Origin of the sequence: Bifidobacterium phasiani (assembly GCF_019331775.1) — a bacterium.
Taxonomy (GTDB): Bacteria; Actinomycetota; Actinomycetes; order Actinomycetales; family Bifidobacteriaceae; genus Bifidobacterium; species Bifidobacterium phasiani.
The window spans coordinates 31,641-50,945 of the sequence record NZ_JAHBBD010000008.1; the positions used below are offsets into that span (position 1 = coordinate 31,641).

A 19,305-nucleotide genomic window follows, 5' to 3' on the forward strand; every position below is an offset into this window, starting at 1 on the left:
AATGTGAGGACGTTCATGGCCCGGCACAAGCCGTGAAGCGTGGCGTCCGAAGTATTGGAAGGAAAGTAGAACCTATGACCGATAACACCTGGTCTGAATTGGACGAGCGCGCCATCAAGATGGCGAAGGTGCTCTCTGCGGACGCCGTTCAGAAGGCTGGCCACGGCCACCCCGGCTCCCCGGTGTCGCTGGCCCCGATCGCCTACACCCTGTACCAGCGCTTCATCAAGCACGATCCGAACGACCCGAACTGGGCCGGCCGCGATCGCTTCATCCTCTCCGGCGGCCACGCCTCGCTGACCCAGTACGTGCAGCTCTACTTCTCCGGCTACGGCGTGACCCTCGACGACCTCAAGTACTTCCGCGGCGGCAAGGACACCCGCACCCCGGGCCATCCCGAGGTCGGCCTGACCCCCGGCATCGAGATGACCACCGGCCCGCTGGGCCAGGGCCTGGCCTCCGCCGTCGGCTTCGCCTACGGCCAGCGCTACGAGCGCGGCCTGCTCGACCCGGACGCCCCGGCCGGCACCTCGCCGTTCGACCACAAGGTGTGGGTCATCTGCGGCGAGGGCGACGTCGAGGAGGGCGTCTCCTCCGAGGCCTGCTCGCTCGCGGGCAACCAGAAGCTCGGCAACCTGACCGTGATCTTCGACGCGAACCACATCCAGATCGAGGGCGAGACCAAGATCGCCTTCGCCGAGGACATCCTCAAGCGCTACGAGGCCTACGGCTGGTACACCGACGAGATCAGCTTCATCCAGCCCGACGGCTCCTACAAGGAGGACATCGAGGGCCTGACCAAGGTGCTCGAGAAGGCCGAGCAGGTCACCGACCGCCCGAAGTTCATCAAGGTTGACACCCTGATCGCCTGGCCGACCCCGGGCAAGACCAACGATCCGTCCTCGCACGGCTCCGCCCTGGGCGTCGACGCCGTCCGCGGCCTCAAGGAGACCCTGGGCTTCGACCCGGACGTCGACTTCCCGGTCGACGAGGAGGCCCTGGCCCACGCCCGCAAGGTCGCCGAGCGCGGCCTGAAGGCCCACGCCGAGTGGGACGAGGCCTTCGCCAAGTGGGCCGAGGCCAACCCGGACAAGGCCGCCCTGTACGAGCGCATCCACGCTGGCAAGCTGCCCGAGGACTTCGACAAGGCCATCGACGAGCTCGAGGCCGGCTTCGAGACCGGTGCCAAGGTCGCCACCCGCAAGGCCTCCGGCGCCGTGATCAACGCGATCGCCGCCGTCATGCCCGAGCTGTGGGGCGGCTCCGCCGACCTCGGCGGCTCCAACAACACCAACATCAAGGGCGCCGCGTCGTTCGTGCCCGAGGAGTACGCGACCACCCAGTGGCCGAACGCCTCGATCTACGGCCGCCAGCTGCACTTCGGCGTGCGCGAGTTCGCGATGGGCGCCATCACCAACGGCATCCTGCTCGGCTCCGACACCCGCCCGTTCAACGGCACCTTCTTCCAGTTCGCCGACTACGAACGCGCCGCCTGCCGTCTGGCCGCGCTGATGGAGATCCCGAACCTCTACGTGTGGACCCACGACTCCGTGGCCCTCGGCGAGGACGGCCCGACCCACCAGCCGATCGAGCACCTGGCCTCCTTCCGCGCGATCCCGCAGTTCGAGGTCGTCCGCCCGGCCGACCAGTGGGAGACCGCCGAGGCCTACCGCGCGTTCTTCGAGAAGGAGAACACCTACCCGACCGCGATGATCCTGACCCGCCAGGGCGTGCCGACGCTCGCCGAGACCGCCGAGAAGGCCAAGGACGGCGTGAAGAAGGGCGCCTACGTGCTCGTCGACACCGAGGGCACCCCGGACGTCATCATCATGGCCTCCGGCTCCGAGGTCCAGTGGGCCGTGGCCGCCGCCAAGACCCTGGCCGAGGAGGGCATCAAGGCCCGCGTCGTGTCCATGGTCTCGATGGAGTGGTTCGAGGAGCAGGACGCCGAGTACAAGGAGGCCGTGCTTCCGGCCTCCGTCAAGGCCCGCGTCTCCGTCGAGGCCGGCCTGGCCATGCCGTGGTACAAGTACCTCGGCGCCTACGGCAAGCCGGTGTCGATCGAGCAGTTCGGCCTGCAGGGCGACGGCGGCCAGAACATGATCGACCTCGGCATCACCGCCGAGCATGTGGTCGAGGCCGCCAAGGCCTCCATCGACGAGGCCAAGTGACCGGCCGCCGCAAGGCGACGATCGCATGATTCCGCACGGCGGAATCGACCGGTCCGGGCGGCGGGAGCCACGACGCTCCCCCGCCGCCCGGACCGGAACACCAGATGTGTTCCCTAACGGAAACAAAGGAGAAAAACAAATGACTGAAGCAACGCAGCGCACGTCCGACTCCGGCGTCTCGATCTGGCTGGACGACCTGTCCCGCACCCGCATCGAGTCCGGCAACCTGCAGGAGCTCATCGCCGAGAAGAACGTGGTCGGCGTCACCACCAACCCGTCCATCTTCCAGAAGGCCCTGAGCCAGGTCGGCCCGTACGACGCCCAGCTCAAGGAGCTCGGCAAGGTCGACGTGGACACCGCCATCCGCGAGCTGACCACGACCGACGTGCGCAACGCCACCGACATCTTCCGCGAGATCGCCGAGAAGACCGACTTCGTCGACGGCCGCGTCTCCATCGAGGTCGACCCGCGTCTGGCCCACGACACCGAGGGCACCGAGAAGCAGGCCGTCGAGCTGTGGGAGAAGGTCAACCGCCCGAACGCGATGATCAAGATCCCGGCGACCCTCGAGGGCCTGCCGGCGATCACCGCCACCCTGGCCAAGGGCATCTCCGTGAACGTCACCCTGATCTTCTCGCTCGAGCGCTACGAGCAGGTCATTGACGCCTTCATCGAGGGCATCGCCCAGGCCGACGCCAACGGCCACGACCTCAAGCACATCGGCTCCGTCGCCTCCTTCTTCGTCTCCCGCGTGGACACCGCGGTCGACAAGCAGCTCGAGGAGATCGGCACCGACGAGGCCAAGGCCCTCGAGGGCAAGGCCGCCATCGCCAACGCCCGCATCGCGTACGAGCTGTTCGAGAAGAAGTTCGCGGAGGATCCGCGCTGGGCCGCCCTCGAGGCCAAGGGCGCCAAGAAGCAGCGCCCGTTGTGGGCCTCCACCGGCACCAAGAACCCGAACTACTCCGACTGCGTCTACGTCGACGAGCTGGTCGCCCCGTTCGTGGTCAACACCATGCCGGAGAAGACCCTGAACGCCCTCGCCGACCACGGCAACGGCGCCCCGACCATCCAGGGCACCTACGAGGAGAGCCACGCCGTCATGGACAAGCTCGCCGAGCTCGGCATCGACTTCAAGGCCGTGACCGACAAGCTCGAGGCCGATGGCGTCTCCCAGTTCATCAACTCCTGGGATTCGGTCATCGCCGACGTGCAGGCCGGCATCGACCGCGTCAACGGCTGAACTGAAGCAATAAGCAATCGATCCTGAAAAACGTACATCTCAGCGTGCTGAGATGTACGTTTTTCAGTATTCAGTACCGGAGCGGGCTATCAGCCGACGGTGATGGTGGGCTCGCTGCGCTTGCGCAGGTAGGCGCGGATGGCGAGGACCTCCCAGCCGATCAGCAGGACGGCGACGACGACGTCGATGGCGATGGCCACCTTCATCCAGGTCTCCAGTCCGGTCTTCAGGTTCTCCGGGGCGTAGGCGCGGCTGTTGACCACGGTGTACATGATGTCGTGGCAGGCGTCGCGCATGTAGTTCACGTACACCGGGTTATCCGTGTAGGACACGAAGTTCGTGCCGATATCGAACGTGGACAGGCAGGTGTCGCCGCCGGCGGCGATCATCTGGTCGGCGTTCATGTAGTAGGCGCCCGCGAAGTAGTCGGTGTCCACGAAGCCGCGGAAGCCCCACTCGTCGCGCAGCACGCCGGTGAGCAGCTCCGGGCAGCCGCCGGCCCACACGTTGCCGATGTAGTTGAACGAGGACATCACCGCGGTGGCGCCGCCCTCCTTCACGCACATCTCGAACGGCTTCAGGTACAGCTCGCGCAGCGGCTGCTCCTGGATCCACGAGCACAGCATCGACCAGCGGTTCGTCTCCTGCTCGTTGAGCACGAAGTGCTTGAGGTAGGCGTACACGCCGTGCTCGGCCGCGCCGGCCACCGCCTTCGAGGCCATGACGCCGGACAGCAGGCTGTCCTCCGAGAAGTACTCGTAGCTGCGGCCCTCGAAAGCCGAGCGGTGCAGGTTCATCGACGGGGCATACCAGCCGGAGGCGCCGAGCTGGTCGGCCATCTCGCCCATGTCGGAGCCGTAGGCGGAGGCCATCTCCGGGTTCCAGGTCGCCGCGATCATCACCGCGGAGGGGAAGCCCACCGAACCGGCGCCGGTGAAGTTGTTGCTCAGCGCCGACGGGCCGTCGACGTCCACGGTGCTGGCCTTGTCCACGCTCGCCGCGGCCGCGGTCTGGAAGCCGCCGTGGGCGATCATGTCCTGCATGTCGTCGATGGTCAGCTGGTCGAGCAGGTCGTCCCACTGCGGGTCGTCGTAGTCGGCGCCGCGCAGGTCGGCCAGCGTCAGGCCGTTGTCGGCGCCCGTCGTCGGCATCTCGGCGTCGGCGTCGGTCTCCTCCTGGTAGGTGGAGGTGTTGATGAAGCCGGCCTTGAGCTCGTCGGACATCGTCATGCTCTCCGGCGCGGCGAGCGCCTCGTCCATGTTGGCGAAGCCGTCCGCACGCGACAGGTAGGTCACGTCGCCCGCGGCGAAGCCGAAGCGGTTGACCGCCGCGACCTGGTCGGTGGAGCGCGGGTTGTCCTCGCCGTACACGATGTCCTCGTCCACGTGGTGGGTGAAGGAGTCGATGACGGTGTGCGAGTCGGAGTTCAGCGAGATGACGTAGTCGCCGGCCTCGAGGACGTAGTGGCCGTCGCCGCTCTGGTCGTACGACGCCATGTCCTCCTCATTGATGGTGAAGGACAGCGTCTGCGAGTCGCCCGGCTCGAGCAGGTTGGTCTTGGCGAAGTCGATGAGGTTCGCGCTGGCCTTCTCGATGCCGCCGTCGGTGTAGGGCGGGTTGTAGTAGATCTCAGCCACGCCCTTGCCGGCCACGTCGCCGGTGTTCGTCACCGTGACGTCGAAGCCGATGGTGCCGTCGCCGTTGTCGACCGGCTCTCCCAGCGTCTGCTCGAAGGTCGTGTAGCTCAGGCCGTAGCCGAACGGGTACTGCACCACGCTGTCGTAGTCGATCGCGCCCTCGGCGGCCGCGGTCTCATAGAAGCGGTATCCGGCGTAGATGCCCTCGACGTAGTTCACGAACGTCGGCACGGAGCCGCTCATGTACGGGTCGCTGTCATCGACCATGAACTCGTCCATGTTGTCGTACGGGAAGTTGCCGATGTTGTTGAACGTCGGCGTCGCGGTCAGGTCGTACACGAAGGTGTCCGGGGTCTTGCCGGAGGGGTTCGTCTCGCCGCTGAGGATGTCGCCGAGCGCGTCGAAGCCGGTCTGGCCGGGGCCGGCGCACCACAGCGCGGCCTTGATCTGCGGGTACTCGTCGACGAAGCCCAGCTCCATCGGCGACAGGCCGTCGTACACCACGATGACGTTCTCGTAGTCGTCGCAGACCATGTCGAGCAGGTCGCGCTCCGTCCGGCTCAGCTGCAGGTAGTGCTCACCCTGCTCGAAGTCGGCGTACTCGGTCGAATTGTCCTGGTGCGTCGCGGAAGCCATGTCGGTGGGCAGGTCGTTGCCCTCGCCGCCGACGCGGCCGATCACGAACAGCGCGGTGTCGGAGAACTCGCGCGCCGACTCCAGCAGGTCGTCGCCGTACTCGGCGACGGGCGGCTCGGGCAGCGTCCAGTCGGTGCCGTAGTCGCTGCGGGTCAGGCCGTAGCTGTTATAGAAATCGATCAGGTCCTGGTTGACGGAGAACCCGGCGTCCTCGAGCCCCTCGACCAGCGTGACGCGGTCGTACAGGTCGTTCAGCGCGCCGGCGCCGCTGCCGCCGTACACCGGGTTCGCGACGGTCCATCCGAAGGTGTTGATGGCCGAGCCGGGCTCCAGCGGCAGACCGCCGTCGTTCTTCAGCAGCACCGTGCCCTCGCCGGCGATGGTGCGCGTGTCCTGGTTGCTGCGGTCGGTGGCCTCGGCGCTGATGGTGCCGCTGCCGCCGAGGGCCAGCGTCAGCAGCGTGGACATCGGCCCGAGGCAGATGAGGTTGGCGACGGCCACGATCGCCGCGATGGCGACGATCGCCGACTCCTTGCGGATCAGCCCGCGCAGCGCGACGTTCGCCTTGCGGCACGCCACGGCGGTGACGATCGCGACGACGAGGATCACTGCCAGAGCGACGAGGTACCAGCGGCATGACTGGATGACGCTGACGACATCGCTCATGTTGATGTCGATCATATGACAACTCCTTTGTTTCTCTCATGCACGAGATCGCATGCATGCGTACCTGGCATCGTAGGCGTGCGCGCGGCGACGCGCCGGGCCCCGGGCACCACCTGTCGTTTTCCCGTCGTGGTCGGTCGGCGCCGGCGCCGCGATTTCCCGCCCCCGCGCGGCGCGTGGTAGATTGTTCGCGTCGAAAGCTGGTGGAATATGATCGAACTTGCCATAGTCGAGGATGACGAGGCGCAGGCGTGGCTGCTGCGCCGATACGTGGATCGGTACGCCGCCGACCACGGGGTGGGCTTCGACGTGAGCGTGCACCGCACCGCCGAGGACCTGTTGGACGGCCGGGCGAAGGCGGCCGACCTGGTGTTCATGGACATCCAGCTGCCCGGCATCGACGGCATGGAGGCCGTGCGGCGCATCCGGCGGCGGCGCGCGGACGTGCCGGTGGTGTTCATCACGAGCCTGGCGCAGTACGCCATCGAGGGGTACCGGGTGCACGCGCTCGACTTCGTCGTCAAGCCGGTGTCGTACTCCAACTTCGAGTTCAAGATGACCCGGGCGCTGCGCGCCGTCCGACGCGAGCGCGGCGCCGGGATCTCCGTGCGCGCCGACGACGGCCTGCACGTGGTCGAGACCCGCGACATCCGCTACATCGAGGTGCGCAACCACGAGCTCACCTACCATCTGACCGACGGCGAGCTGCGCTCCCGCGGGTCGGTGGCCGAACGCGAGCGCGAGCTCAAGGACGCCGGTTTCGTGCGCTGCAACGTGTGCTATCTGGTGAACATGCGGCATGTCGCGGGCTTCGGCGACGAGGGGCTCGTCCTGGACGACGGCACCGCGCTCGCCGTGAGCCGCGCCCGCCGCCGCGCCACGATGGAGGCGATCGCCAGATACATGGGAGGCATGCGCTGATGACGGACAACGTCCACCTGATCAACCTGCTGACGATGGTCGAGGTCGTGGCGGGCGGCCACCTGTTCGCCGGGTGGAACGAGCGCCGCGGCCACTTCGGCTGGAGGGTGGCGCTGTCGGTGTGCTGCTGCCTGCTGTGGGCCGTCATCGTGCCGATGGAGTACCTGCCCGACCGGTTCGTGCTGTACGGCAGCCTGGTGTACGGGTCGTTCTTCATCCTGGCCTGGACGGGGCTGGCGTGCTGCTACCGGGAGTCCGGGTGGGTGACGCTGTTCAACGCCGTGGTCGGCTACACGCTGCAGCACGGCGTCTCCGGGTTCAACGACATGCTGCAGTGCACCGGCGTCTACGACGCGATGCCGTGGCCGCCGCTGGCGACGATGCTGCACCTGGCCATGGCGGCGGCGCTGTACGCGTGCTGCTACCTGGTGCTCTCGCCGCGCATCCGCCGGCAGGGGCGCATCGCGATCGACAGCCGGGCGATGCTGGCGGTGTCGACGATCGCGATACTGGTGGACATCGTCATCGGGCTGTTCATCATGGAGCTGGACCGGACGGACCACAACGCCGGCTATCTGCTGCTGCTGTCGATGTACAACGTGCTGGTGTGCCTGTTCCTGCTGTACGTGCTGTTCACGCTGGTGACGAACCGCGGCTTCGAGCTGGAGATGCGCGTGATGGAGCGCATGCTGGCCGAGCAGCGGCGCCAGTTCGAGATGTCGTCGCGCACGATCGACCTGATCAACCGCAAGTGCCACGACCTGAAGTACCAGATCCGGCGGCTGGGCGACGGCGGGGCGCGCGCGGACCGCAAGGCGCTGGACGAGCTGGCGGACGCCGTCGACATCTACGATTCGAGCGTGGACAGCGGCAACCGGGCGCTGGACGTCATCCTGACCGAGAAGCGGCTGCTGTGCGACCAGCGCGGCATCGAGCTGACCTGCATGGCGGACGGCGGGGCGCTGTCGTTCCTGGATTCCTCGGAGATCTACGCGCTGTTCGGCAACATCCTCGATAACGCCATCGAGGCCGTGGACCGGATGCCCGCCCAGGCCGGCAGGGACATCACGCTGGTCGTGCGCCGGCAGGGGTCGATGGTCTCGATCCACGAGGAGAACCGCTGCGCGCAGGCCCCGCGGTTCCGCGACGGGCTGCCGGTGACGACGAAGACGGACTCCCCCGGATACCACGGCTTCGGCATGCGTTCGATCCGTTCGATCGTCGAGGGGCACGGCGGGGTGCTCACCGTCGGCGCCGAGGACGGGCTGTTCCACCTCGACGCCGTGCTCACCGCCCGCGCGTCCTCCCCTCGCTCCTGATTCCATTTCCCTGAAAAACGTACATCTCAGCACGCTGAGATGTACGTTTTTTCAGGAAAGGTGGGAACTGCTACTGGCGGTAGTAGGAGAGGAAGTCGGTGAGGCGGTTGGTGGCGTCCTTGAGGACCTCGACGCGCGGCAGGTAGACGATGCGGAAGTGGTCGGGCTGCCGCCAGTTGAAGCCGCTGCCCTGCACGATGAGCAGCTTCTCGTCGCGCAGCAGGTCGAGGGCGAACTGCTCGTCGTTGGAGATGTTGAACTTCTTCACGTCGATCTTCGGGAAGATGTAGAACGCCGCCTTCGGCTTGACCGCGGTGATGCCGGGGATCGAGTTCAACGCCTCGTAGATGTACTCGCGTTGCTCGTAGATGCGGCCGCCGGGCACGATGTAGTCGTTGACGCTCTGGTGCCCGCCGAGCGCGGTCTGCACGATCGACTGCGCCGGCACGTTCGAGCACAGGCGCATGTTCGACAGCATGTTCAGGCCCTCGATGTAGTCCGTCGCGACGCGCTTGTTGCCGCTGAGCACCATCCAGCCGATGCGGTAGCCGGCGATCATATGCGACTTGGACAGGCCGGAGAACGTGACGCAGAACAGGTCGGGCGCCATCGAGGCGATCGAGATGTGCTCCAGGCCGTCCATGACCAGGCGGTCGTAGATCTCGTCGGAGAAGATGATGAGCTGGTGCTCGCGCGCGATGTCGACGATCTGCTGCAGCACCTCGCGCGGGTAGAGCGCGCCCGTGGGGTTGTTCGGGTTGATGATCACGATCGCCTTGGTGCGGTCGGTGATCTTGGCGCGGATGTCGTCCATGTCCGGATACCATTCGGACTGCTCGTCGCACACATAGTGCACGGCCGTGCCGCCGGCGAGGTTCACACAGGCGGTCCACAGCGGGTAGTCGGGCGACGGGACCAGCACCTCGTCGCCGGTGTCGAGCAGCGCCGACATCGACAGGTTGATCAGCTCGCTGACGCCGTTGCCGGTGTAGATGTCCTCGATCGACACGTTCGGCAGGCCCTTGAGCTGCGCGTACTGCATGATCGCCTTGCGGGCGGAGAACAGGCCCTTGGCCGGCGAGTACCCCTCGCAGTCGGTCAGCTGCTGGCGCATGTCGTAGACCACCTCGTCGGGGGTGCGGAAGCCGAACGGCGCGGGGTTGCCGATGTTGAGCTTGAGCACGTTCGTGCCGTCGGCCTCCATGCGCATCGCCTCGTCGACGACGGGACCGCGCACGTCGTAGAGCACGTTGTCGAGCTTGGATGATTTCGAGAACCGGCGCATGGGAGTTCCTTTCGGCTGATGGGTGGTGGTCGGTGCGGTGGTCGCGGAGGTGGGAGCCATGGAGGCGGCGGACGGCGTCGTGTCCGTTGCGCCGTCAGCCTTGCCGCGCGTCGTGGGCTCCGTGGACGGCGCGGACGCGTTCGGGGCGCCGTCGCGCAGCCAGGCCTCGTCGACCCCCAGCGTCCGCGCAAGAAAGCGCATGACGTCGGCACGGGGGACGGTCTTGCCGCCGACGTACTGGCTGACGTGGCTCTTGCCGAGCTTGACGCCGCTGCCCTGCGCCCGGTTGACCAGGTCGACCTGCTTGAGGCCGGCGGTCTGCATCGCCGCCCTGAGTCGCGCCGCGAACGTCGATTGGTCCATCCGTCTCTCCGATGCCGTAGTTGGTTCAATTTCCATGATGCTGGTTCAACAGTGTAGCGACGGACGGTGACATGAGTTCAACGCTTTGTGTGTCGAGTTCAATATGCGGACTGCGGCGGGTGCGAAAAAGTTCAATTCGTGGCGGCTGTGCGGGAATACGCCGGTATTTCTGTGGGAATACGCCGGTATCCCGTGACGTCGCCCAGGGCCCCGCCCGTGACCGCTCCGGCGATCCGGCCCGCCGGCCGGCGCGCCATGCGGCGCTAGAAACGGCACTCGGCCTCGGGCCGCAGCGTCAGCTCGGCCCACGCCGGGCGGAACCCGCACGCGATCGCGTTGCGCGCCGAGGGGATGTTCGACCACGCGCAGCAGTAGAACGGCACCTTGCCGCGCTCCAGGATCGCCGCGGCCAACATGCCGGTCAGCGCCGAGGCGACGCCCTGCCGGCGGTACGCTGGCAGCACGTCGACGCCGATCTGCCACATGTCCTCGCAGTCCGCCGAGCACGCCGCGAGACCAATCAGCTCGCCGCGGTCGTAGGCGCCGACGCCGAGCACGTCGAGTTCGGGGCGCTCCGCGCACAGCGCGTTCGACCACGCGTCCACGTACAGCCCGGCGAAGTCGTCGGGCCCGAGCACGGCGGTGCCGTACCGGCAGGGCGCGGCCGTCATCCGGTCCGGATCGGGCAGGAAGTACTCGGCCTGGAAGCACACGCGCAGCCCGTGCGGGCGCAGCGCGTCGTCCAGCCGGTGGATGGCGGGCGTCTCGAAGCAGCGGAACGGCTCGCGGCCGTCGAGATAGCCGGCGACGAGTCCGCGGTGCCGCGCGTCCACGGAGGCGACGACGTTGGAGCCGTACGACACCAGGTCGCAGGCGAACGGCAGCCGCAGATAGCGCCGTGCGCGCGGGTCGGCCCTCGACTCGACGACCACCGGCCCGTCGCGGTCGAAGTCGCCGGGGTCGCAGCCCAGGTCGATGGCGGACTGCCGCTTGGCGACGGCCATGACGGCGGCGTTGTCGAATGCGGTCATGATGTCGGTTCCCTTCCCCTGTCGTCGTGCGTGTCCACCGCTCCAAGCGGCGGATGGGGCGCCCGCCGCGGCGCCACGGGATCCGGGCCCATGCCCGGGTCACATCGCTCCCCCGCTCAGCGCAGCAGCATCCGTTCGATCCACTGCGCGACGCCGTCCTCGTTGTTGGACGGGCAGACGTCGTCGGCGACGGCGAGCACCCGCGGGTTCGCGTTGGCCACCGCCACGCCCCTGCCGGAGCGCCTGAGCATCGCGATGTCGATGACGTCGTCGCCGAACGAGACGGTGTCCTCCAGCGGCACGTCCATCCGCGCGCACAGCTCGCCGAGCGCGTGCTCCTTGTTGGCCAGCGGGTTCATCAGCATCGCCAGCGTGTTCTCGCTGACGTGCAGGCTGAAGTCCGGCGGCACCAGCCGGCGCAGCGCGTCCCACTGCCCCGGCTCGGGGACGGCGATGATCTTGTCCGCCACCCCCGGCGGGACGTCGGAGAAGTCGGTGAGCACGAACGCCTGCGTCTTCCACATGTCGGAGATGTCCCAGTTGACGTACCGCACGTCGTCCATCACGATGCCGACCTTCAGTCCGGGGATCTCGTCGAGCAGGAAGCGGCAGACGTCGGCGGCGCGTTGCGAGGAGAATCCGACCTTGCACAGGTGCCCGTCCTCCGGGAGCGCGCCGGCGGTCAGCATGTCGTAGTCCGAGGCGGCCGGGTCGAAGTCGATGAGCGCGCCGTTGAGGTAGACGCAGGCGTCGACCGGCAGCCGCCGCACGAACTCGTAGCCGGTGCTCACCGGCCGGGCCGTCGCGATGGCGAAGCGGTACCCCAGGTCGTGCATCCGGTCGATGGCGTCGATCGATCGCCGGGTGATGTAGCGGTCCTCGAACACGTCGGCGTCGTGCAGCAGCGTGCCGTCGAGGTCGGCGACGATCAGTCGCGGTTCGTGGTGCATGGGCGGTCCTTCCGTCGGCGGGTGCGGTCGATGCGTGGCATGGGGGGCGGATACGGATACGGCCGGCGGGCGGTCGCGTCCCGGCGCGGCGCTAGAGCAGCCCCTCGCAGTACGAGCGGACGATCTCGGCCGACCGGTGCAGCCGCTCGCGCTCCTCGGGCAGCAGCTCGAGCTCGACGATCTCGTTCGCGCCGTTGGCGCGCAGCTCGGTCGGCACGCCGAGGAACACGTCGTGCTCGCCGTACTCGCCGTCGAGCAGCGTGGAGACCGGCACGATGCGCCGCTCGTCCCACAGGATCGTCTGCACGATGCCCGCCACCGTCGAGGCGATGCCGTAGTTCGTGCCGCCCTTGGCGTCCTTGATCTCGTTGCCGCGGTCGCGGGTCTTGCGTTCCAGCTCCTCGGTGGACACCGAGGCGAAGCGGTCGCGGTTGTCGGCCAGGAACCGGGCGAACGGCTTGCCGCCGAGCGAGACGGTCGACCAGGGCACGAACTGCGAGTCGCCGTGCTCGCCCATCACGAACCCGCCGACGTTGCGCGGGTCGAGCCCCGTCTCCTCGCCGATGATCGTCTTGAGTCGCGAGGTGTCGAGCGCGGTGCCGGTGCCCAGCACCTGCGAACGCGGCAGCCCGCTGCGCTTCCACGCGTACCACGACATGACGTCGACCGGATTCGAGACCATGATGAGCACGCCGTCGAAGCCGCTGGCCATCACGCTGTCGACGATGCCGCCGACGATGCCGACCGTGAAGCCCAGCTCGCCCAGGCGCGTGGCGCCCTGCGGCGGGCGGCGGCCCGCGGTGACCACGACGATGTCGGCGTTCGCGCAGTCGGCGTAGTCGCCGACGTGCACGTAGACGTGGCGTTCGAAGAACTCGCTGCCGTCGTCGAGGTCGTGGCTCTCCCCCAGCACGCGGCCGGCGTCCGGGTCGATCAGCGCGACCTCGTTGCACAGGCCGTGGCTGACCAGGCCGAACGCCACCGTCGAGCCCACGGTGCCGGCCCCGATGACGACGACCTTGTTCCTGTTCATGGTGACCATACGCCCCACGCTCCCTTCCTCATGCGGTGCCCCGCGCCGGATCCGCGGCGGCGCGCCGCACCGCCTCCGGCAATCATGCCATAGCAAAGCGACCCGCGGTGCCGGGCACCGTGGGTCGCGAACGTCATACACGGGCGCCGGCCCGAATCACGGATCAGATCACGCCGAACTTCGTCATCAGACCGAGCGCGATGATCAGCGCCACCCACAGCAGGGCGATGATGACGGTCCATCGGTTCAGGTTCTTCTCGGCCACGCCGGACGTGCCGGCGTTCTGCGTCAGGCCGCCGCCGAACATGTCGGACAGGCCGCCGCCCTTGCCCTTATGCATCAGGATGAGCAGCGTGAGCAGCACGCTGAACAGCACCAGGAAGATCTGCATGACCAGCTCGACGATATCCCAAACACCCACGGGTGTACCTCCAGTTCGTTAGACACTGCCATCTAGAATAGCGCAACCCGGTGAACAACGGCGGCATTGTCGCGCAAAAGAAGAAAAGACGATGCGATGTCCCCACGCCGCCGGGCGCGTTCGCGGCTCAGCGGGCCGTCTTGAGCGCCAGCCGCGCGATCAGAGCGAGCTCGTCCGGGTCCAGGGACGCCCCGCCGATCAGGAAGCCGTCGACGTCCGGCTCCTGGATGAGCTGGACGGCGTTGCGCGAGGTGACCGACCCGCCGTACAGGATGCGCACCGCGTCGGCGGTCTTCGCGTCGAACTGCGTGCGCATGTGCTCGCGGATGGCGCGGGCCGCGTCCTGCGCGGACTGCGGGGTGGCGACCATGCCGGTGCCGATGGCCCAGACCGGCTCGTAGGCGACGATCAGCTTGGCCGCCTCGTCGACGGACAGGTCGCGGGTCACGTCGTGCACCTGGCTGACGGCGAAGTCGAGCTCGATGCCCTGACGGCGCTCCTCGAAGCTCTCGCCGACGCACAGGATCGGCTGCATGCCCGCGGCGAGCACCGCGCGCACCTGGTCGACGATGTTCGCGTCGTCCTCCGGGTGGTACTTGCGGCGCTCCGAATGCCCGACGATCACGTACGAGCAGCCCAGGTGGGCGAGCATGTCGGCGGAGACGTCGCCGGTGAACGCGCCCTGCGAGGTGACGGACACCGCCTGCGCTCCGTAGCGGATCCTCAGCCGGTCGGCCTCGACCAGCACCTGCACGCTGCGGATCGAGGTGAACGGGGGGAACAGCGCGACCTCGCAGCGCCTGAAGTCGAATTTCGCGTCGCGCAGCAGCCAGGCGAACTTCTGGACGAAATACGTGGCCTCGCGGTGGTCGAAGTTCATCTTCCAGTTGCCGGCCACAAGCGGCGTGCGGGTCGATGGCATGGCGTTCCTCCCTTATGACATGGCAGGCTCCCGCCTGCGGCGCGCGCCCATGGGGCGAACGGCCGCGGACGGGAGCCGGGCGGATATCAGGCGAGCACCTTCAGGCCCGGCAGCTCCTTGCCCTCGAGGAACTCGAGGGAGGCGCCGCCGCCAGTGGAGATGTGCGAGAAGCCGTCCTCCGGGAAGCCGAGGTTGCGCACCGCGGAGGCGGAGTCGCCGCCGCCGACGATGGTGAACGCGCCGGCCGCGGTCGCGTCGACGAGCGCCTGGGCCACGGCGGCGGTGCCGGCCGCGAACTCCTTGATCTCGAACACGCCCATCGGGCCGTTCCACACGACGGTCTTCGAGTCGACGATCTTGTCGTGGAACAGCTTCTGGGAATCCGGGCCGATGTCCAGGCCCATCTTGTCGGCCGGGATGGCGTCGGCGGGCACGACCTCCGGGGCGACCGGGGTGTCGCCGGCCGGGAAGCCCGGGTTCACGACGATGTCGGTCGGCAGCACGAGCTCGACGCCGTTCTTCTCGGCGGTCTCGATGTAGCCCTTGACCTTGTCGAGCTGGTCCTCCTCGAGCAGCGAGGTGCCGACCTCATAGCCCTTGGCCTTGAGGAAGGTGAACACCATGCCGCCGCCGATGACCAGACGGTCGGCCTTGCCCAGCAGGTTCTCGATGACGCCGAGCTTGTCGGAGACCTTCGAGCCGCCGAGCACGACGGTCAGCGGGCGCTCCGGGTTCTCGGTGGCCTTGGACAGCGCGGTGACCTCCTTCTCGACCAGCAGGCCCGCGGCGGCCGGCAAGTCGGTGGCCACGTCGTAGTTCGAGCCCTGGGCGCGGTGCACGACGCCGAAGCCGTCGGAGACGAAGACGTCGCCGAGGGCGGCGATCTTCTTCGCGTAGGCGGCGCGCTCCTCGGGATCCTTGCTGGTCTCCTCCGGGTTGAAGCGCACGTTCTGCAGCAGGACGACGTCGCCGTCGTTCATCGCGGCGACCTTGGCCTGGGCGTCCTCGCCGTAGGTGTCCTCGGCCAGCGGGACCTCGATGCCGAGCAGCTCGCCGAGGCGGGCGGCGACCGGGGCCAGGCTCAGCTCGGGGACGACCTTGCCCTTCGGGCGGCCCAGGTGGGCCATCAGGATGACCTTGGCGCCTTCGTCGCGCAGCGTCGTGATCGTCGGGAGGGCAGCCTTGATGCGACCGTCGTCGGTGATCGTGGTGCCGTCCAGCGGGACGTTGAAATCGGCGCGAACCAGGACGCGCTTGCCCTTGAGATCTCCAAGATCCTTGAGTGTCTTCATGTATCAGATCCTTTCCTAGCCGCAGAATGCGTGGAATGGCGTTGGTATGCCACTTACGAATGATACATCACGGTCCGGTGACACGCTGGGAATGAACGACGCCCCGGACGGCGCGGAGCCATCCGGGGCGTCACGGGTCCCGATGCCGGTCGGCCTGCGGCGCTCACTGGTTCTGGGCGCGGGCCTTCTCGGTCTTGTCGGCGAGCTGCAGCAGGCGGCGGATGCGGCCGGCGATCGCGTCCTTGGTGATCGGCGGATTCGCCAGGCGGCCGAGCTCCTCGAGGCTGGCGTCGCCGTGGTCCAGGCGCAGCTGGCCCGCCGCGCGCAGGTTCTCGGGGATATCGTCGCCCAGGATCTCGAAGGCCTTGCGCACCTTGTCGCTGGCCTCGGCCGCGGCCTTGGCGCTGCGGCGCATGTTCGCGTCGTCGAAGTTCGCCAGGCGGTTGGCCTTGCCGCGGGCCTCGCCGTCGGAGCGCTTGCCGGTCCACTCGCGGGCCGAATGGGGCGCGCCCATCAGCATGAGCATGCGCTCGATGGCGTCCGGGTCCTTCAGCGTCACGCGCTCGGAGCTGCGCAGCTGGCGCGGCTTGGCGGTCACGCCGAGGCGGCGGGCGGCGCCGACCAGGGCCAGCGCGGCCTCGTTGGTCGGGCAGACGATCTCCAGGTAGCTGGCCTTGCCCGGGTCGGACAGGCCGCCGTGCGCCAGGAACGCGCCGCGCCACGCGGCCTTGACCTGCGCGATGTTGCCGCTGATGATGTCGGCGGGCAGGCCGAGGACGAGGTGCTTGCGCCGGTCGAGCAGGCCGGTCTGCAGGGCGAGGGCCGCGCCTCCGCGCTCCACCTGCACCAGATAGCGCTGGACCACGCCGTTCGGGGTCTGGCGGGCCACCTGGGTCAGGCCGGCCTCGTGGCCGTACAGGTTTCTGATGGTGGATTGAAGCCATTTCGCGGCCTCGAGCGAATCGAACTGAGCCTGCACGATGATCTGCCGCTGCACCAGACGCAGACCGCCTCCGAAGCGGATCATCGCGGTGGCCTGCGCCTTCTTGGCGGCAGGAAGCTCGTTGTCGATTGCAGCCAGCTCGCTTTTGACATCATCCAGAAGCGCCAAGAGCCAACCTCCTACTATCCCGTTCTTCTCCAGTGTTCCAACATGTTTCGGACGTCCAACCCACGATTGTACCGGGGTTCAGTGATACCCAACGACTTGGACAACCTCCGACCATCCTACCGCCATGCGGATGAAATCCGTTCGCTATATGGTCGCTGGGCGGAAGGCGTCCCGTCGTCCGTTCAGTTATGCCGCTTCGGCAGCTCGCGGGCCGACACCGTGACCGACAGCCCGCGCGAGCGCAGACGCCTCGCCAGCGCCTCGCTCATCGCGACCGAGCGGTGCTGGCCGCCGGTGCAGCCGACCGCGATCGTCACGAAGTGCTTGTCCTCCTGGGCGTATCCCTCGATGGCCACGGCGATGGCCTTCTCGTACGCGTCCAGGAAGTCCTCGGCCCCGGGGCTCGAGAGCACGTAGTCGCTGACGGGCTTGTCGGTGCCGTTGAGCTCGCGCAGCTCGGGCACCCAGAAGGGGTTGGGCAGGAAGCGCACGTCCGCCACGAAGTCGGCGTCGATCGGGATACCGTACTTGAACCCGAAGCTGAAGATGTGCACGGACACCGTCGAGGGGCCCGCGCCCAGCAGCCCCTCGTACAGCTTGGTGCTCAGCTGGTGGAGGTTGAGCGCGGAGGTGTCGATGACGATGTCGGCCCGCTCCTTGAGCCCCTCCAGCAGCGTGCGCTCCTCGTCGATGCCGTCGATCAGACGCGAGCCCTGCTGCAGCGGGTGCGGGCGGCGGACCGACTCGTAGCGCTTGATCAGCACCTCGTCGCTGGCGTCCAGGAACAGGATGCGCGTCCTGACGCCCAGGTCGTCCAGATGGCCGAGCACCTGGGACAGGTCGTCGAAGTAGCTGCGGGATCGCACGTCGATGACGCACGCCAGCTGGTGGATCTTCGAGGACGAGTTGGTCATCATGTCGACCAGCGGCACCAGCAGCTTCGGCGGCATGTTGTCGACCACGTACCAGCCCATGTCCTCGATGCTGTTCGCCGCGCAGGAGCGCCCCGCCCCGGACATGCCGGTGATGAGCAGGACCTCGAACCCGTCGGCCGGCGAGGGCTCCCCCGCCGAGGCCGGCTGGTCCGCGTTGACTTGCACGATCGGTTGTCGGAACATCACAACGCCTCCTCAAGCGCTTGTCTCATCGGCTTCTCCACGATACCAAGGACGGCCGCGTCGCCTCCGGTCATCCGCCACACCTGCAGGACCGCCTGGTACAGCAGCATCTCCTGGCCGCCGACGGCGCGCGCGCCCCGCTCCGCCCACGCGGACATCAGCGCGGTGGGCCGCGGGTCGTAGACGACGTCCAGCAGCGTGCCGCGGGGCGCCGGCGTCTCCCCGCCGGCGATGGCGGCCGCGATGGGGTCGGCCGCATGCGCGGGCATCGTGCTCACGGCGACGTCGGCGTGAGCCAGCTCGGCCGGCGCCCGGTCGAGCGCGACGATCCGAAGCGACCTGCCGGCCGCTTCGGCGAGGGCGTGGAACGCGTCGGCGTTGCGTTCGGGGTGGCGGGCGGCGACGACGATGCGGCCGACGCGCGGCGCCGTCATCATCGTGCAGGCCGCCACCGCGGACATGGCGGTGTTGCCGTTGCCCAGCACGACCGCGACGCCGCCGTCCCGATCCGGGGCGGCATCGGCGGCGTCCGCGCCCCGGGCGCCGCGCGGCGCCGCGCCCTCGGGGTCTGCGGCTCGGGCGGTCCCGCCGGCGATCGCATCAAGGTTGGCGTCGGCCCCTATGGCGTGCTCGAACGCCAGCACGATGCCGGGGACGTCCGTGTTGTACAGCCGCATCGCGGGCAGGCCCGCGTCCGCCGGGCAGACGGCGTCCCAGTCGAAGACCACGGTGTTGGCCACGGAGAGCCGACGCGCCCAGGAATCGTCGGGCGTGCCGTACGACTGGATCGTTCGTTTCAGCGGCATCGTCAGGCTCAGGCCCGACCACGACGGGTCGAGTCCGGCGAGGAAGCCGTGCAGGTCGCCCTCCCCGACCTCATGCCGGCCGTACGACCAGTCCTCCAGTCCGAGCGCGCGGTACGCCGCGTTGTGCAGCACCGGCGACAGCGAATGCGCGATCGGCCTTCCCAGCACCGCGCACCGATGGTTCACGACCGTCATGGCCCCTCCTTTGCCGTTTCGGTACCATGCTAGCCGATGGACGCGCTGATACGTCAAGTAACTTTACATTTCGGATGCGGGGCATGCGCGGCTGCGGCGGCAGGCGCGGTCGTGGAGGTGTGAGGTGTGCCTAGCTGCGGGATTCACGTGGTCATGGCGACGCGCATGGCTGCAAGGGCGGGCAT

15 protein-coding genes are annotated in these 19,305 nt (G+C 68.1%); 4 read left to right on the top strand and 11 right to left on the bottom strand.

The window, feature by feature from the left end; translation table 11 throughout:
- Positions 1-74 precede the first annotated feature (74 nt).
- The gene (gene tkt, locus KIH73_RS04780; protein ID WP_219081110.1) at positions 75-2,171 is read left to right on the top strand and encodes a transketolase; all 2,097 of its coding nucleotides are present in this window, start codon (positions 75-77) and stop codon (positions 2,169-2,171) included.
- Between the two features lie 139 nt (positions 2,172-2,310).
- Positions 2,311-3,414, top strand: coding sequence for a transaldolase (tal, locus tag KIH73_RS04785; RefSeq protein ID WP_219081112.1), 1,104 nt, complete (start codon positions 2,311-2,313; stop codon positions 3,412-3,414).
- Positions 3,415-3,503: 89 nt separating this feature from the next.
- On the opposite strand, the gene KIH73_RS04790 is transcribed toward tal, so the two are convergent.
- Positions 3,504-6,368, bottom strand: coding sequence for a glycoside hydrolase family 3 N-terminal domain-containing protein (locus KIH73_RS04790; protein WP_219081114.1), 2,865 nt, complete (start codon positions 6,366-6,368; stop codon positions 3,504-3,506).
- A 195-nt stretch (positions 6,369-6,563) separates the two neighbouring features.
- On the opposite strand from KIH73_RS04790, the gene KIH73_RS04795 reads away from it, so the two are divergent.
- Together KIH73_RS04795 and KIH73_RS04800 are read left to right on the top strand one after the other, a co-directional pair.
- Positions 6,564-7,274 (top strand): LytR/AlgR family response regulator transcription factor, encoded by a 711-nt coding sequence (locus KIH73_RS04795; protein WP_219081116.1) that lies wholly within the window; start codon positions 6,564-6,566, stop codon positions 7,272-7,274.
- Positions 7,274-8,593 (top strand): ATP-binding protein, encoded by a 1,320-nt coding sequence (locus KIH73_RS04800; RefSeq protein WP_219081119.1) that lies wholly within the window; start codon positions 7,274-7,276, stop codon positions 8,591-8,593. Before KIH73_RS04795 ends, KIH73_RS04800 begins: the two co-directional genes overlap by 1 nt.
- 70 nt (positions 8,594-8,663) lie before the next feature.
- On the opposite strand, the gene KIH73_RS04805 is transcribed toward KIH73_RS04800, so the two are convergent.
- The 10 genes from KIH73_RS04805 to KIH73_RS04850 form a co-directional block, all read right to left on the bottom strand.
- Positions 8,664-10,241: an aminotransferase class I/II-fold pyridoxal phosphate-dependent enzyme gene (locus KIH73_RS04805; RefSeq protein WP_236022592.1), complete on the bottom strand. Its 1,578-nt coding sequence runs from the start codon at positions 10,239-10,241 to the stop codon at positions 8,664-8,666.
- A gap of 263 nt (positions 10,242-10,504) precedes the next feature.
- A complete protein-coding gene (locus KIH73_RS04810) occupies positions 10,505-11,272 on the bottom strand; it encodes a GNAT family N-acetyltransferase (protein ID WP_219081121.1) in 768 nt (255 codons plus the stop codon).
- Between the two features lie 116 nt (positions 11,273-11,388).
- Positions 11,389-12,222, bottom strand: a complete 834-nt coding sequence (locus KIH73_RS04815; RefSeq protein WP_219081123.1) for an HAD family hydrolase — start codon at positions 12,220-12,222, stop codon at positions 11,389-11,391.
- A 91-nt stretch (positions 12,223-12,313) separates the two neighbouring features.
- The gene (locus tag KIH73_RS04820; RefSeq protein WP_219081125.1) at positions 12,314-13,264 is read right to left on the bottom strand and encodes an L-lactate dehydrogenase; all 951 of its coding nucleotides are present in this window, start codon (positions 13,262-13,264) and stop codon (positions 12,314-12,316) included.
- A gap of 154 nt (positions 13,265-13,418) precedes the next feature.
- Positions 13,419-13,646 carry a preprotein translocase subunit SecG gene (gene secG / locus KIH73_RS04825; protein ID WP_219081207.1) on the bottom strand — a complete coding sequence of 76 codons (228 nt, stop codon included), beginning with the start codon at positions 13,644-13,646 and terminating at the stop codon, positions 13,419-13,421.
- A gap of 157 nt (positions 13,647-13,803) precedes the next feature.
- Entirely contained in the window at positions 13,804-14,598 is a 795-nt protein-coding gene (gene tpiA / locus KIH73_RS04830) for a triose-phosphate isomerase (protein WP_219081127.1), read from the bottom strand.
- 86 nt (positions 14,599-14,684) lie between these two features.
- A complete protein-coding gene (locus tag KIH73_RS04835; RefSeq protein ID WP_219081129.1) occupies positions 14,685-15,890 on the bottom strand; it encodes a phosphoglycerate kinase in 1,206 nt (401 codons plus the stop codon).
- 163 nt (positions 15,891-16,053) lie between these two features.
- Positions 16,054-17,001, bottom strand: a complete 948-nt coding sequence (gene whiA, locus KIH73_RS04840; RefSeq protein WP_219081132.1) for a DNA-binding protein WhiA — start codon at positions 16,999-17,001, stop codon at positions 16,054-16,056.
- Positions 17,002-17,183: 182 nt separating this feature from the next.
- A complete protein-coding gene (gene rapZ / locus KIH73_RS04845; RefSeq protein WP_219081210.1) occupies positions 17,184-18,119 on the bottom strand; it encodes an RNase adapter RapZ in 936 nt (311 codons plus the stop codon).
- Entirely contained in the window at positions 18,119-19,120 is a 1,002-nt protein-coding gene (locus KIH73_RS04850; RefSeq protein ID WP_219081134.1) for a shikimate dehydrogenase family protein, read from the bottom strand. The genes rapZ and KIH73_RS04850 overlap by 1 nt, the downstream gene beginning before the upstream one ends.
- Positions 19,121-19,305 lie beyond the last annotated feature (185 nt).